A 14,270-nucleotide genomic window follows, 5' to 3' on the forward strand; every position below is an offset into this window, starting at 1 on the left:
CATGGCTTGGGATTTCGAGACCGATCCGGAGTACCAGCGCAAGCTCGACTGGGTCGCGGAGTTCGTCCGCACCGAGGTCGAGCCACTGGATCTGCTCTACCCCAACCCGTACGACCGGACCAATCCCGAGATCAGGGCGCTGATGCGGCCGCTGCAGCAGCAGGTGAAGGACCAGGGACTATGGGCCTGCCACCTCGGCCCCGAATTGGGCGGACCCGGTTATGGTCAGCTGAAACTCGCTCTACTCAACGAGGTGCTCGGCACGTCGATGTGGGCGCCGCTCGTCTTCGGTTGTCAGGCACCGGATTCCGGCAACGCCGAGATCCTGGCGCACTTCGGCACCGCGGAGCAGAAGGAGAAGTACCTGCAGCCACTGCTCGACGGGGAGATCGGCTCCTGCTACGTGATGACCGAGCCCACCGGCGGCTCGGACCCGACCGCGTTCCGGACCACCGCGGTCCGCGACGGTGACGAGTGGGTCATCAACGGCGAGAAGTGGTTCAACTCCTGCGCCGAGTTCGCCACCTTCCACATCGTGATGGTGGTGACCGACCCGTCCGCCGAACCGCATCTGCGGCTGTCGATGTTCATCGTCCCGGCAGATGCCCCCGGCCTCGAACTGGTGCGCAATTTCACCGTGCCCGGATTCAGCGAACACGAAGGGCACCTGCGGTTCACCGACGTCCGGGTGCCCGCCGATCATCTGCTCGGCGCCGAGGGCGCCGGTTTCGTCGTCGCGCAGACCCGGCTCGGCGGCGGCCGCGTGCACCACGCGATGCGCACGGTCGCCTTGGTACGCAAAGCGTTCGACATGATGTGCGAGCGAGCGGTCTCGCGCCCAGCCCGCAAGGGGGTGCTCGGCGGCTTCCAGATGACCCAGGAACGGATCGCGGACAGCTGGATCCAGATGGAGCAGTTCCGCCTGCTCGTCCTGCGCACGGCCTGGCGCATCGACCAGGCCCAGGACTACCGCGCGGTCCGCAAGGACATCGCCGCCATCAAGGTGGCCATGCCGACGGTCATGAACGACATCGCCCGCCGCGCACTGCATCTGCACGGCGCGCTGGGTGTCAGCACCGATCTCCCGTTCCTCGACATGACCACCTACGCCGAGGTCATGGCCATCGCCGACGGGCCCACCGAGGTCCACAAGATCACCCTCGCCAAGGAAGTCCTGAAGCAGTACGCGCCCGCGGACCCGGTGTACCCCACCGGTTTCCGGCCCACTCTCCGCGAGGAGGCACGCGATCTCGTCGCCCGCCGGCTCGAACGCGAGGTCGGCAACCTCTGATCAGCTCATCGGGGTGACCGGATGGACCGCGAGGTCGCACACCGACAGCGACTCGCCGACCGGGACGGTATCGGTGGTGTCGGGCGGGGTGACCCGCAGTCCGGTGTAAGCCGGGCACGCGTTGCCCGCCGCGTCGGTGGAGGTGCCTTCGACGACGGCCTCGGCCCCGTGGTCCGGGGTGAGGATCACCGTGGCGGGCGTGTCCTGGTTGGGTGGGAGTCCGCCCAGGTAGCCGCGGGGTGTGCGGGTTGCGTTGCTGGTGGTCTCGCCGACCGCGTCCACCCCGGGATAACCGGTCAGCGAGCACGGTCCGCTGGCGCCGACAAGCCAGAAGCGCAGAGTCATGCCCTGATGTCCCGCGGCGGCGGTCACGGGGCCGCCGCCGACCAGGACCTGGCCGTCGGCGCAGGCGGGGGCCGTGTCCGGGAGTGGGACACCCGGCGGGCTCGGCGGTCCTGCGGTGGCCGCCGGGGCCGATGTCACGGCAGGGCCCGGTGCCGGAGCAGGCATGGCGGCTGGTGGCACGAGGGTGGCGGGGCCTGCCGCGCTCGGCGTGACCGAGGAAGCCGGTCCCGGCGCGGGCAGGGTCGGACTCGACCGGTCGGCGGGCGCGTTGGTCCCCACGGAATCATTGCCGCAGCCGGCGAGTAGCAGGACGGCCGCGCACGCCACGGTGGCCGGAATCAGCGCTGTCCGCATGAGCACCACTCCTCGCGATCGGTGCGCCCGACGGGCACCTCACCACGAAAATGTATCGCGACCAGCCCCTTCTCCGTTCCGGTCGATGCCGGAGCGTGACCGGAAATAAATCAGCCGACATCCGGCGCGGCATATGCCACCATGAATTCCACGCTGGTCATTCGCGACAGAGCGAGACCGACGAGACACTTCGAGAGGAGGAGACGGCCGTGAAAACCCTTGCGCCACTGCGACAGTCCGAAAAGACCTATCGCCGCGCCGATTCGGCCCGCATCGCGCGAAGCGCCGGCCACGATGCCATGGTCCGTCTCCGGTTCGCGCACTGACGCGGCAACTCACTCAGCTCCGACTGTCGTTCACTTCTCTCGAAACATGGTGATTCCCATGACGATCCGTCATGCCGTCGACCCGATGGCGCCCACTTCCGACACCTGGATACGCACCAGGGTGCTCGTGCTCAACGCCAGCTACGAGGCTCTCGACGAGATCACCGCCGACCGGGCCGTGACACTGCTGATCAGCGGCGCCGCGGAGACCGTCATCGAGCGGGCGCCGCGGTTCCCGATCCGGTCCCAGCACCTGGTCATCGGGCTGCCGGAGACGATCCGGCTGCTGCGCTACGTCTACCTGGGCCACGTCGCCGCGGTGGGCGAGGACAGCCGCGCCACCCTGGCCGGTGTCCTGCGCCGCGACAAGCACCGCTGCGGCTACTGCGACGACTGGGCGCAGACCGTCGACCACATCCGCCCGCGCAGCAGGGGTGGACCGAACACGTGGGGCAACCTGATCGCCTGCTGCGGACCCTGCAATACGAGCAAGGCCGACCGCACCCCCGAGGAAGCGGGGATGCGGCTGCTGTGGGAGCCCAAGGCTCCCGACCCGCTGGCCCGCACCCAGCGCCGGATCTGGAAGGAGTACGCGCCGTGACCACCACCGACCTCGCACTGACCGAACTGCTGACTCTGTCCGATTCGGGGCAATGGCACCGCGCCGCCTGCCGGGGTGACCCGAACCACGAGGCATGGTTCCCGTACCCGTCGCAGGACTTCGACTACGCCCGCGGGATCTGCGCCGGTTGCCCGTTGCTCGCGGGGTGCACCGAGTACGCGGCCCAGACCGGCCAGTCGGGGGTCTGGGGTGGCCGTGAATACGACCGCGGACGGGTGATCCGCGAGTGACCGGCCGGGGCCGGGTGTCCGCCGTGACACCCGGCCCCACATCGTGACCAGCGTCGATGCGCAGCGGTATGCACCGTGCGGCGGCCCGGTGGCGTGTCCTTAAACTTGCCCCGTGGGTACTCATCGCAGCGGGACCAGATCTCGAAGCATCAGCAAGGGTCCGGTGATCGCGGCATCGGTACTCGTGCTGGTGATCGTGGCCGTGTTCGCCTGGTTCCAGCTCAGCGATCGCGCCGCCAGCACCGACGTCGCGGCCGCCGCCGAATGCGTCGAGGGACCGGCGTCACTGGACGTCACCGTCGATCCGGCGATCGCGGGCCCGGTCCGCGCCGCCGCCGACCGCTACAACGCGAGCAAGCCGCGGGTACGTGACCACTGCGCGCGGGTGGAGGTGTCGGCCCGCCCGTCGGCCGCCCTGGTCGTGGGCCTGGCCGATACCGGAAAGTGGGATCCGGCACTCGGCCCGAAGCCGGGGCTCTGGATCGCCGATTCCAGCCGCTCGATCGAACTGGTGCGGGTGCCCGGCCTGATCGAGGGCACGCCCGCCTCCATCGCCACCAGCCCGATCGTGCTCGCCGTGCCCGACGCGCTGCGTCAGGCGCTCGAACAGCACCAGATCGCCTGGTCGGATCTGCCGCGCCTGCAGCAGGGCTCGCTCGACGAGCTCGGCCTGTCCGGCTGGGGTGGGCTGCGGATGGCACTGCCCGTCAGCGATGCCACCACCGCCGCGGCCGCCTCGATCGGGGCCGCCGTGTCGGGCACCGAGCCGCTGACCGCGCAGGCCGCGGGCTCCGGCCAGGTCGTCGCCGCGATCTCCGGGCTCGCCGCGGACGCCCAGGTGCCCGCGGACCTGGTGTCGGCGATGGGGGCGATCACCGCCGACCCCACCGCCGACGAGGTGCACGCCGTCGCCGCCACCGCACAGCAGCTCGGCACCGGCGGGCTCACCGCGTTCCGGCCGGTCGGCACCGCGCCGCTCGCGGACTATCCCGCCGCCCTGCTGTCGGGCCCGTGGGTCGACAAGACCCAGAACCTCATCGCGTCCCGCTTCATCGACTTCCTGCGCGCCCCCGAGCAGGCGGGCGCCCTCGCGACCGAGGGGTTCGGCCCTGCCATCGGTTCGGCGCCCGCCAACCCGGACAAGGCGGCTCTGCAGAAGGTGCAGGGCACCCTGGCCAACCCGGTCCTCGGTGTGAATGCCACAGTGCTGCTCGATGTCTCGTCGTCGATGGGTACCGCGGAGGGGTCGACCACGCGGCTGGCGAACGCGGGCGCGGCGCTCGCCTCGACACTGACGGTGATGCCGCCGGACTTCGGCCTCGGCCTGTGGACCTTCGGCAAGAACCTCGACGGCACCACTCCGTACCAGGTGCAGGTCCCCACCGACCTGCTGACCGACGCCCAGCGCAATACTGTCGGCTCGGCGGTGACCAGCACCAAGGCGAGCCAGAGCACCACCGATCAGGCCTACCCCAGCCTGCTCGCCGCCTACCGCGCCGCGGTGGCCGCCTACTCCCCAGGCCGCACCAACTCGATTCTGGTGATCACCGACGGCCCCGACGACGACTCCTCGCTCACCGGTTCCGCGCTGGTCGCCGAGATCACCGCCGCCACGAAGTCCGACAAGCCGGTCCGGATCGACGTCGTCGTGGTCGGCGGCCAGGGCACCCAGACCCTGCAGACCCTCGCGCAGCAGACCGGCGGCACCTACACCCGCGTGTCGACAAGCAACGACCTCAGCTTCGGCACCGCGGTGGTCAAGGCACTGACCACTCCCTGATCCGGAACGGCCGCGCGGGCAACATTATTCGCCCACGCGGCCGCCGCCGATCTGACTACCGTGGTGCGAACCGGCGCATTCGCGACACCGGTGTGGTGACCGGCGACGGTTATCCGCTGCAGCTGCTCGAGGTGCCGTCGGGCCCCATCGATCCGGCTGCGGCGCCGACCGCGCCGGGGCGGCGCGCACTGCTCGAACGACTGCCCGGCAGAGTCCGTCAGGGTGAGACTTCCACCAGCGCACCGGATTCCATCGCGACCCACAGGTGGCCTGCGGCGTCGACGGTGAGGCCGTGTGGTTCGGCGCCGGGTAGCGCGAGATGGTCGATCTCGCCGTCGGTGGTGATCCGGCCGAGCCTGCCTGCTGCCCATTCGGTGAACCACAGCGCGCCGTCGGGTCCGGTGACGATCGCGTGCGGGCGGGCGGCGGGGTCGGGCAGGGCGAATTCGGTGATCGTGCCGTCGGAGTCGATGCGCCCGATGGCGCCCGCGCCGATTTCGGTGAACCACACCGCACCGTCCGGGCCCGCGGTGATGCCGACCGGCGCGGCGGCAGGTGTCGGCACCGGGTACAGCGTCAGTGCCAGGTCGCGATCCACCCGGCCGATCACATTGCCCTGGTTCACCGTAAACCACACTGCGCCATCAGATCCCGCGGTGAGCATCGATGGCATTCCTTCCACGTGGACACGGTCGATCGTGCCGTCGGCGGCGAGCCGCCCCACGCGACCGGCCTGCAGCTCGGTGAACCACAGTGCGCCGTCGGGTCCGAGGCACGCACCGTAGGGACCGTCCAGCGCGGTGCTTGTCACATCGCCCCAGGTGGTGATGCGGCCGAGCCTGCCGCCCTGAAACTCGGTGAACCACAACGCATCATCTGGACCTGCCACGATGACGGTGGGCTGACCGTCGGCGGGCTCCAGGGCGAATGTCCGCACCACGCCGTCGGCACAGCGGCCGATCGCACCCTGTGCCACCAGCGTGAACCACAGTGCGCCGTCCGGCCCGGCAGTCACTCCGTACGGCGCGCCCGGCACCTCGATCACCTGCACGATGTCAGCCAAAGTCCTGAATTCCCTTCTGTAGTCCCCGGAATCGACGGCGTAGCGCACGATCGTGCGACACCACGACCACCGCGCCCCGGTAGTCGTGCAGTGCCTGTTCCACCTCGTCGACCAGGGTCAGTGACAGGTGGTTGGTCGGTTCGTCGAGCAGCAGCAGATCATGGTCACCGGCGAGCACCCGGGCCAGTGACAATCGGCGCCGCTGCCCCTCCGACAAGGTGCCGACCGGGCGGTCCAGCAGCTCGGGCACGAACAGTCCGGTCGCGACGAGCGCGGCCCGGCCGAAACCGTATGTCTCGGTGACACTTCGGTCCGGATCGAATCGGTCCTCCTGGCGCAGGTAGCCGACCCGGCCGGGTGCCGACGCGTGGATCGCGTCGAGCAGCGTCGACTTTCCCGCCCCGTTCGGGCCGTGGATGAGCAGCCTGCCCCGCGGTCCCAGGGTCACGGGTCCGATGGCGAACTCGGACTTCGAGCCCGGTGCGGCGAATCGCCCACGGAAGCACAGGGGTTCGGGCGGACACGGAACCGGGTCCGCGCGCAGGCGGCGCAGGCGTTCGGCGGTCTGCCGGACCCGCGAGGCGACCGAGCTCTGCACCCGGCCCGCATTGCGGTCATAGGCCATCTTGTTGTTGTCGGTGATCGCGCGACCGTGCGCCACCTGCTGGGCGGTGGTCGTCGCGAATTCCTCGAGTCGCCCGATCTCGCTGCGCCACTGCGCATATGCCTGTTCCCAGCGCACACGGGCGGCAGCCTTCTCCTCCAGGTAGCCGGTGTAGCCGCCGAAGCGGGTCAGGCCGCCGTCGGCCACCTCGATGATCGCCGTCGCCACCCGGTCGAGGAAGATCCGATCGTGGGAGACCAGCACGACCGTGCCGTGGTGGGTCCGCAGCCGGTTCTCCAGCCAGGTCAGCGCGTTCTCGTCGAGGTGATTGGTCGGTTCGTCGAGCAGCAGGACCTCCGGCGAGGCGGCGAGCAGGCAGGCCAGTCCGAGCCTGGCTCGTTCCCCGCCGGACAGGCTGTCCAGTGGCCGATCCCGATCGATCCCGGCCAGGCCGAGTCCGTGCAGCGACGCGTCGACCCTGGCGTCGGCGGCATAGCCGTCGCGCGCTTCGAACCGGGTGAGCAGTTCGCCGTAGCGGTCCATGTCCTGCGCTTCGGCGGCCGCGTGCATGCCGTGTTCCAGATCCCGCAGCTCCGCCAGCGCCAGCTCGATCGCGGCGCCGACGGTGTCGCCGGCGAGGGTCTGCGCGAGGTGGCCGAGTCCGCCGTCGGCGCTGACGGTGACCGATCCGGCGTCCGCCCGGTCCAGTCCGGCCAACACCCGCAGCAACGTCGACTTTCCCGACCCGTTCTCGCCGACGATGCCGACCCGCTCACCGGGCCGGATCGTTGCCGTCACGGTGTCGAGCACCGGCCGCTCCGCGTAGGACTTCGACACTCCGCGCAGGGTCAGTTGAGTGGTCAAACAGCGCTCCAATAGCTACTTGTGTAGCTTTAACTCTACAAACCTTGTTCAACTAACGCAACAGGAGTTGTTTTTGGAACCGCAACGACGACCCGGCGGACGCAGTACCCGGGTGCGCGAGGCCGTCCTCGACGCGACGACGGCCGAGCTCGCCGAGCACGGCTTCCAGGGCCTGAGCATGGAATCCGTCGCCCAGCGGGCCGGGGTGCACAAGACCACCGTCTACCGGCGCTGGCGCGGTCCGGAGGGTCTCGTCGCCGACGCACTCGACCGCGCGGCGGGACAGTCCTGGCCGATCCCGGACACCGGCACCCTCATCGGCGACCTGCGCGGGCTCACCGAATTGCTGCGGACCGGCTTCACCGACCCCGAATCCGGTCCGGTCGCAGCGGCTTTCGTGACCGCCGGCATGCAGCACCCGGACGCGGCCGCGGCACTGCGCACCTACTACACGGCACGGCATACCGAGGCGGCGGTGATCGTCGAACGGGCAATCGCGCGAGGGGAACTCACCCCCGGCGTCGACGGAACGGAGATCGTCCGGTTCGCGGTGGCTCCCCTGTTCCACCGGCTGTTCATCGCTCACGAGCCGGTCACCGCCGAACACGCCCGCCGCGCCGCCGATGCCGCGGCCGCGCTCGCCCGATCATCCTGGCCCGCAGAGCCTTGCACCCCGTAGACGACGACAGGCCCCGCCGACGAATGCGGCGGGGCCCGTTACCGATTGACGATCAGTCCTCGTAGGCGTCCAGCGGCGGGCAGGAGCAGACCAGATTGCGGTCACCGAACGCGCCGTCGATGCGGCGCACCGGCGGCCACACCTTGGGGCGGGTGTGGCCGATGCCCCGCGGATACACCGCGACCTCACGGCTGTAGGGGTGGTCCCACTCGCCGACGAGGCTCGCCGCGGTGTGCGGCGAGCCGCGCAGCGGGTTGTCGGTCACCGGCCACACACCCGCGCCGACCTGGTCGATCTCACCGCGGATGGCGATCATCGCGGCGATGAACTCGTCGAGCTCCTCGAGGTTCTCGCTCTCGGTGGGCTCCACCATCAGGGTGCCCGCCACCGGGAAGCTCATGGTGGGCGCGTGGAAGCCGTAGTCGGCCAGGCGCTTGGCCACATCGTCGACGGTGACGCCGGTCTGTTTGGTGATCTCGCGCAGGTCGAGGATGCACTCGTGGGCGACCATGCCGTTCTCGCCGGTGTAGAGCACCGGGAAGTAGGCATCGAGGCGACGGGCGATGTAGTTGGCCGACGCGATCGCGGTGAGCGTCGCCTCGCGCAGGCCCTCGGCACCCATCATCCGGATGTAGGCCCAGGTGATCGGCAGGATCGACGCCGAACCGTAGTCGGCCGCCGACACCGCGTGCGAACCGGTTTCGCGCGGGTCACCGGGCAGGTACTGGGCGAGGTGCGAGCGCACCGCCACCGGGCCGACGCCGGGACCGCCGCCACCGTGCGGGATGCAGAAGGTCTTGTGCAGGTTCAGGTGACTGACGTCGCCACCGAACCGGCCGGGACGGGCGAGGCCGACCAGGGCGTTGAGGTTCGCGCCGTCGACATACACCTGGCCGCCCGCGTCGTGCACGAGCGCGCACAGCTCGGCCACCTCGTGCTCGTAGACACCGTGGGTGGACGGGTAGGTGATCATGATGCAGGCCAGCCGCTCGGCATGGTCGGCGATCTTGGCGCGCAGGTCGTCGAGATCGACATCGCCGTTCTCCCGGCACTTCACGACCTCGACGCGCATGCCGACCATGGCCGCCGAGGCCGCGTTGGTACCGTGCGCGCTCGACGGGATCAGGCAGGTGTCACGGTGGTCGTCGCCGCGATCGAGATGGTAGCGCCGGATCGCGAGCAGGCCGGCGTACTCACCTTGGCTGCCGGCGTTGGGCTGCAGGCTCACCGCGTCGTAGCCGGTGATCTCGGCCAGCCACTGCTCGAGGTCGCCGATGAGCTTCAGGATGCCGGGCACGTCCTCGGTGGGCGCGAACGGGTGCAGCCGGGCGAAACCGGGCCAGGTGATGGCCTCCATCTCGGCGGTCGCGTTGAGCTTCATGGTGCACGAACCGAGCGGAATCATGCTGCGGTCCAACGCGATGTCCTTGTCCGACAGCGAGCGCAGGTAGCGCAGCATGGCGGTCTCGGTGTGGTGGCGGGTGAACGCCGGGTGGGTCAGGTAGTCCGAGGTGCGGGTCTCGATCGCGGCGGGCTGGGCGCTCGTGGCGTCGGGAGTCCGTGCGGTGCCGAAGGATTCGACGACCGCGGCGACGTGCGCGTCGGTGGTCGCCTCGTCGCAGGAGATCGCGACATGATCGGCGTCGACCAGGCGCAGGTTGATGCCCTGCGACTTCGCCTTGGCGACAACGGCTTCCGCGCCGCCGGGCACATACGCCAGCACGGTGTCGAAGAAGCTCTCGTGCACCAGGGCCGCGCCGATTCCGGACGCGATGGCCGCGGCGTGCACGTGTACCCGGCGCGCGATGGCGCGCAGCCCGTTGGCACCGTGGTAGCTGGCGTACATGGCGGCGACGATGGCCAGCAGCACCTGCGCGGTACAGATGTTGGAGGTCGCCTTCTCGCGGCGGATGTGCTGCTCACGCGTCTGCAGGGCGAGACGGTAGGCCGGGGCGCCGTCGGCGTCGACGGACACGCCGACCAGGCGGCCGGGCAGCTGCCGGGCGAACGCGGTGCGCACGGCGAGGTAGCCGGCGTGCGGGCCGCCGAAGCCCATCGGCACACCGAAGCGCTGCGTGGTGCCGAAGCACACGTCGGCGCCCTGTTCACCGGGCGGCGTGATCAGCGTCAGCGCCAAGAGGTCGGCACCGGCGGCGACCAGCGCGCCACGCTCGTGGGCGGCCGCGAACAGCGCGGTGTAGTCGACGATCCGGCCGGAAGCACCGGGGGTCTGCGCGATCACGCCGAAGAACTCGCCCTCGGGCAGTTCACCGGCCGACAGGTCGGCCTCGACGATCTCGATACCGAGCGGCTCGGCCCTGGTGCCGATGATGGTCTTGGTCTGCGGGAACAGATCGGCGTCGACGACGAGCCGGTGCGACTTGGACTTGCCCGCGCGGCGCAGCAGCGTCATCGCCTCGGCGGCCGCGGTGGCCTCGTCGAGCATGGAGGCGTTGGCGACGTCCATGCCGGTCAGGTCGGAGACCATGGTCTGGAAGTTGAGCAGCGCTTCGAGCCTGCCCTGGCTGATCTCGGGCTGGTACGGGGTGTAGGCGGTGTACCAGGCCGGGTTCTCCAGCAGATTGCGCACCAGCACCGGCGGGGTGAGCGTGTCGTAGTAGCCGAGGCCGATCATCGAGGTGGCGACGGTGTTGGAGTGTGCCAGCGCGGCCAGCTCCGCGAGCACCTCGTGCTCGGTGCCGGGCGCGGGCAGCGCGCCGAGGCCGGACTCGTCGAGAATCGTCGCGGGCAGTGCCGTGGTCGCGAGCGCGTCGATCGAGTCGACGCCGACGATCTCGAGGATCCGGGCGAGTTCGTCGGAATCGGGTCCGATGTGGCGGTCGGCGAACGAACGGGTCACGGCAGCTCCAAGGTCGGGCGGGTCGACCATGTGGTCGACGGGTACCAGCCCTCCCCCTCTGTCGTGGCGCCTGAGAGATTCGGTGACCCGGCGGCGAACAGCCGTGTCCCTTTCCCCGTGGGCGGGCAGCCTGAAGCCACCGCTTTCCAGAGGCGTCGAATCACCGTGCGGTCCCTGTTGCCTGAGAGATTGACGGGGAGGTGCTGCTCCTTCGGCGCCTGGACTCTACGAACCCAAGACTCTCCCGCACGGCGGCGACGCTCACCCAGTCTAATGGCACGGCGAACCGCCGCCGTCACGCACACGATGTAGCGCTCGTCACGCAAGCCGGGATCGGGGTGGCGGGCAAGCGCTCGTCACTACTATCCGGTTTTGCGGTTCTCCCGTACCTTGCGCCGGAAGGACAGTTCGTCCTCGGGGCGGTCGGTGATCTCGGTGGCCCGCTCGGCCGGGAAGTCGGCGATCGCCCCGGTCAGTTCCCGCATGGCGCCGCTGACCGCGATTCCGAAGACGCCCTGCCCGCCCTGCAGTAAATCGACTACCTCCTCGGGTGAGGTGCACTCGTACACCGTGGTCCCGTCGGAGAACAGCGTGATCCCGGCCAGATCCGGCACGCCGCGGCTGCGCAGATGATCGACCGCGATCCGGATGTTCTGTAAAGAGACGCCCGCGTCCAGCAGTCGCTTCACGATCTTGAGGACCAGGATGTCCTTGAACGAGTACAGCCGCTGACTGCCCGAACCCGCGGCGCCGCGGATCGACGGCACAACCAGCCCGGTGCGGGCCCAGTAGTCGAGTTGACGGTAGGTGATGCCGGCGACCTGACACGCGCTCGGCACCCGGTAGCCGACCAGATCGTCCGGAACCGAGTCGTCCGGGAACAAGCCAGGCTGCACCACATCCTGCGATTGCTCTTCCACTGACCACTCCTTGCTCTGCCGACGTTCTCGAAGTACCGGAGTCACGACGGATGTTGCCCGACTTTCGAGGTTACTCCTGCCATTGTCGGACCTGCACCGTTGTCGCACCAAGCACCGCGCGCGGCGATTCCCTCGACCTCTACTTCAGGTCTAGAAGATCGGGAAGTGAATCAGCTGTCCGTGGCCTTGAAGTCGTCGGGCGAGACCGACTCGAGGAACTCCTTGAACTTCTCGACCTCGTCCTCGCGCTCGTCCGGCATCACCAGCCCGGCCTCGGCGAGTACCGGTTCCTCGGCGAAAATCGGGCAGCCGACCCGCAGCGCGATGGCCACCGAATCCGACGGCCGGGCCGAGACCCGCAGATCGCCGTCGAAGACGAGATCGGCGTAGAAGGTGCCCTCCTGCAGATCGACGATCCGCACTTCCTTGAGGGTGTGCCCGAGTTCGGTGATCAGAATCTTGATCAAATCGTGAGTGAGCGGACGGATCGGGGTGACCCCCTCCTGCTCGAGCACGATCGCGGTGGCCTCGGCCTGTCCGATCCAGATCGGCAGGTATCGCTCGCCCTCCGCCTCCCGCAGCAGCAGCACGGGCTGGTTCTGTGGCTGCTCGACACGGATGCCGATGACGCGCATCTCGCTCATGCCTCCACCTCGCTAACGCTCGGCTCCGCCATGACCGAGTGCTCGGCTGTCTTGATCGCTCGCTCGCTGCGCTCGCTCATGCGTTGTCCTGCCTCCCATACTCGCCGCCGGCCGGCACGACAGCTGCTCAGCTCGCCGTACTACGAGTCTAGGCGAATTCCGGGCGGTGCAACGAGGACGTCCGAGCCGAAATCGGCGTGTTGCCGGGGTGATACCCGATCCGGTGGTCGGGTGTGTCAGCTGCCGAGTGCGGCGCGCACGGCCGCTGTCACCAGTGCCGCGTGCAGGTTCAGCGACAGTGCCGCCAGTTCGCGGACGGTCTCCTCGGCGCGGGCGCGCGCGTCGGCATCGCGGCTCTTGGCGATGGGCGCGGCGATCTGGGCGACGAGGGCGGCCTCCCGGTCGGCGGCCAGCTTGAACGCGCGCAGATGCCGGGCCTCCAGGCCGAATTCGGCCATCGATTTGGCCGCGTGCGCCAGCGTCACCGCGTCGGATTCGAAGAAGCCGCCCGCACCGGGGACGATCAGTCCGGCACGTAGCAGGTCGTCGAGAAATCGGTCGTCGATGCCCGCCTTGGCGAGCAGATCGGCGCGGGTGAGGCGCACTCCGATGTCGAAGCGCAGTTCATCCGGCGTGATCTCGCCGGGGACGACGCCCAGTCTGCGCGGCGGTGCCGGGCTGGCGTCGTCGATGTCCGCGCGCGCGGAGCCGGACAGCGACTGCCCGGCCTCCGCGGCGCTGTGGTGGGAGTGCGCCCTGGCACGCGCTTCACGCACGCCCAGGGTCGCCGCACCACTGTCGATCGCTTCGAGCTGCTCCTTGATCACCTTGAGCGGCAGGTACTGATCGCGTTGCGCGGTCAGCACGAAACGCAGCCGTTCGTAGTCGGCCACCGAGAACCGCCGGTATCCCGACGGTGTCCGCTCCGGCCGGATCAGGCCCTCGGATTCGAGGAACCGGATCTTGGAGATGGTGATATCAGGAAAATCTGGTCGCAGCAGGTCTAGCACGGAGCCGATCGACATCCCTCCGCGCGCCCACTGCGCCGCCCCTGTCACAGCACTGCGCCCTTCACGAGCACCAGCACCGTAGGGGTCATCGCGACCCCGCGCCCGACGCCGACTCGTTCGCCTGAGCGCGCGGACCGGTCAGGAAGACCAGCCGGAACTTGCCGATCTGGACCTCGTCGCCGTTCTGCAGCTCCGAGGAGTCCACCGGCTCCCGGTTGACGTAGGTGCCGTTGAGGCTGCCCACATCGACGACCTGGAACGAGTCGTCGTCCTGACGGAACTCCGCGTGCCGACGGCTGACAGTGACGTCATCGAGGAAGATGTCACTGTCGGGATGGCGCCCGGCCGAGGTGGTCGGCTGATCCAGCAGAAAACGCGAGCCCGCGTTCGGGCCGCGCTTGACCACCAGGAGGGCCGCACCGACCGGCAGGCCCTCGACGCCCTGAACCGGCTGCTCGCCGGTCGCCTCTCCGGAGCGCGACGCGTCGACCTCGTTGAGGAAGTCCGCGCGGAAGACCGACGTCGTCTCGGCCGCGGTCTCCCCGTAACCCGGGTCCCTGTTCTCGCTCACCGTTTCTCTCCTCCTCGAACCTGATTATCCATGCAAGCAGGTGCTGTATTCGGCGACACGACCGGCGCGATCACGTCGCCAGGAAAAAGATCCCGGCGTCGATTTCC

Annotated in this window: 14 protein-coding genes and 1 riboswitch; of the genes, 5 read left to right on the forward strand and 9 right to left on the reverse strand. The window is 69.3% G+C overall.

What is annotated here, in order from left to right; translation table 11 throughout:
• Position 1 precedes the first annotated feature (1 nt).
• Complete coding sequence (locus ACFVAV_RS11370) at positions 2-1,291, forward strand: acyl-CoA dehydrogenase family protein (protein WP_379033696.1); 1,290 nt, start codon at positions 2-4, stop codon at positions 1,289-1,291.
• On the opposite strand, the gene ACFVAV_RS11375 is transcribed toward ACFVAV_RS11370, so the two are convergent.
• Positions 1,292-1,990, reverse strand: a complete 699-nt coding sequence (locus tag ACFVAV_RS11375; RefSeq protein WP_379033699.1) for a DUF4232 domain-containing protein — start codon at positions 1,988-1,990, stop codon at positions 1,292-1,294.
• A gap of 110 nt (positions 1,991-2,100) precedes the next feature.
• Complete coding sequence (locus tag ACFVAV_RS11380) at positions 2,101-2,313, reverse strand: hypothetical protein (protein WP_379033702.1); 213 nt, start codon at positions 2,311-2,313, stop codon at positions 2,101-2,103.
• Positions 2,314-2,374: 61 nt separating this feature from the next.
• On the opposite strand from ACFVAV_RS11380, the gene ACFVAV_RS11385 reads away from it, so the two are divergent.
• The 3 genes from ACFVAV_RS11385 (at position 2,375) to ACFVAV_RS11395 (ending at position 4,948) form a co-directional block, all read left to right on the forward strand.
• On the forward strand, positions 2,375-2,917 hold the full coding sequence (locus tag ACFVAV_RS11385) for an HNH endonuclease (protein ID WP_379033705.1): 543 nt from the start codon (positions 2,375-2,377) through the stop codon (positions 2,915-2,917).
• Positions 2,914-3,168 carry a WhiB family transcriptional regulator gene (locus ACFVAV_RS11390; protein ID WP_357350698.1) on the forward strand — a complete coding sequence of 85 codons (255 nt, stop codon included), beginning with the start codon at positions 2,914-2,916 and terminating at the stop codon, positions 3,166-3,168. Before ACFVAV_RS11385 ends, ACFVAV_RS11390 begins: the two co-directional genes overlap by 4 nt.
• 112 nt (positions 3,169-3,280) lie before the next feature.
• Positions 3,281-4,948, forward strand: a complete 1,668-nt coding sequence (locus ACFVAV_RS11395) for a VWA domain-containing protein (RefSeq protein WP_379033709.1) — start codon at positions 3,281-3,283, stop codon at positions 4,946-4,948.
• Between the two features lie 217 nt (positions 4,949-5,165).
• Here the strand turns inward: ACFVAV_RS11395 and ACFVAV_RS11400 are convergent, their stop codons facing one another.
• Both ACFVAV_RS11400 and ACFVAV_RS11405 read right to left on the reverse strand, forming a co-directional pair.
• Positions 5,166-6,011, reverse strand: a complete 846-nt coding sequence (locus tag ACFVAV_RS11400; RefSeq protein ID WP_379033712.1) for a virginiamycin B lyase — start codon at positions 6,009-6,011, stop codon at positions 5,166-5,168.
• The gene (locus ACFVAV_RS11405) at positions 6,004-7,479 is read right to left on the reverse strand and encodes an ABC-F family ATP-binding cassette domain-containing protein (RefSeq protein WP_379033715.1); all 1,476 of its coding nucleotides are present in this window, start codon (positions 7,477-7,479) and stop codon (positions 6,004-6,006) included. Before ACFVAV_RS11405 ends, ACFVAV_RS11400 begins: the two co-directional genes overlap by 8 nt.
• Positions 7,480-7,552: 73 nt before the next feature.
• Here ACFVAV_RS11405 and ACFVAV_RS11410 point away from each other — a divergent pair, with 73 nt between their 5' ends.
• Positions 7,553-8,158 carry a TetR/AcrR family transcriptional regulator gene (locus tag ACFVAV_RS11410; RefSeq protein WP_379033718.1) on the forward strand — a complete coding sequence of 202 codons (606 nt, stop codon included), beginning with the start codon at positions 7,553-7,555 and terminating at the stop codon, positions 8,156-8,158.
• A gap of 52 nt (positions 8,159-8,210) precedes the next feature.
• Here ACFVAV_RS11410 and gcvP read toward each other — a convergent pair whose 3' ends face one another.
• The 5 genes from gcvP to ACFVAV_RS11435 form a co-directional block, all read right to left on the reverse strand.
• A complete protein-coding gene (gene gcvP / locus ACFVAV_RS11415; protein WP_379033721.1) occupies positions 8,211-11,048 on the reverse strand; it encodes an aminomethyl-transferring glycine dehydrogenase in 2,838 nt (945 codons plus the stop codon).
• 128 nt (positions 11,049-11,176) lie between these two features.
• Positions 11,177-11,275, reverse strand: a riboswitch (glycine riboswitch).
• A 105-nt stretch (positions 11,276-11,380) separates the two neighbouring features.
• Positions 11,381-11,938 carry a MerR family transcriptional regulator gene (locus ACFVAV_RS11420; protein ID WP_189034281.1) on the reverse strand — a complete coding sequence of 186 codons (558 nt, stop codon included), beginning with the start codon at positions 11,936-11,938 and terminating at the stop codon, positions 11,381-11,383.
• Between the two features lie 170 nt (positions 11,939-12,108).
• Entirely contained in the window at positions 12,109-12,582 is a 474-nt protein-coding gene (locus tag ACFVAV_RS11425) for a bifunctional nuclease family protein (RefSeq protein WP_379033723.1), read from the reverse strand.
• Between the two features lie 236 nt (positions 12,583-12,818).
• The gene (locus ACFVAV_RS11430) at positions 12,819-13,607 is read right to left on the reverse strand and encodes a MerR family transcriptional regulator (RefSeq protein WP_379033726.1); all 789 of its coding nucleotides are present in this window, start codon (positions 13,605-13,607) and stop codon (positions 12,819-12,821) included.
• A 70-nt stretch (positions 13,608-13,677) separates the two neighbouring features.
• Complete coding sequence (locus ACFVAV_RS11435) at positions 13,678-14,163, reverse strand: FHA domain-containing protein (RefSeq protein ID WP_379033729.1); 486 nt, start codon at positions 14,161-14,163, stop codon at positions 13,678-13,680.
• Positions 14,164-14,270: the final 107 nt, after the last annotated feature.

The organism is Nocardia sp. NPDC057663, assembly GCF_042799895.1.
Taxonomy (GTDB): domain Bacteria; phylum Actinomycetota; class Actinomycetes; order Mycobacteriales; family Mycobacteriaceae; genus Nocardia.

Coding starts and splice junctions, on each gene's coding strand:
- ACFVAV_RS11370 (WP_379033696.1), top strand. CDS start 2: ATGGCTTGGGATTTCGAGACCGATCCGGAGTACCAGCGCAAGCTCGAC.
- ACFVAV_RS11375 (WP_379033699.1), bottom strand. CDS start 1,990: ATGCGGACAGCGCTGATTCCGGCCACCGTGGCGTGCGCGGCCGTCCTG.
- ACFVAV_RS11385 (WP_379033705.1), top strand. CDS start 2,375: ATGACGATCCGTCATGCCGTCGACCCGATGGCGCCCACTTCCGACACC.
- gcvP (WP_379033721.1), bottom strand. CDS start 11,048: ATGGTCGACCCGCCCGACCTTGGAGCTGCCGTGACCCGTTCGTTCGCC.
- ACFVAV_RS11425 (WP_379033723.1), bottom strand. CDS start 12,582: ATGAGCGAGATGCGCGTCATCGGCATCCGTGTCGAGCAGCCACAGAAC.
- ACFVAV_RS11430 (WP_379033726.1), bottom strand. CDS start 13,607: ATGTCGATCGGCTCCGTGCTAGACCTGCTGCGACCAGATTTTCCTGAT.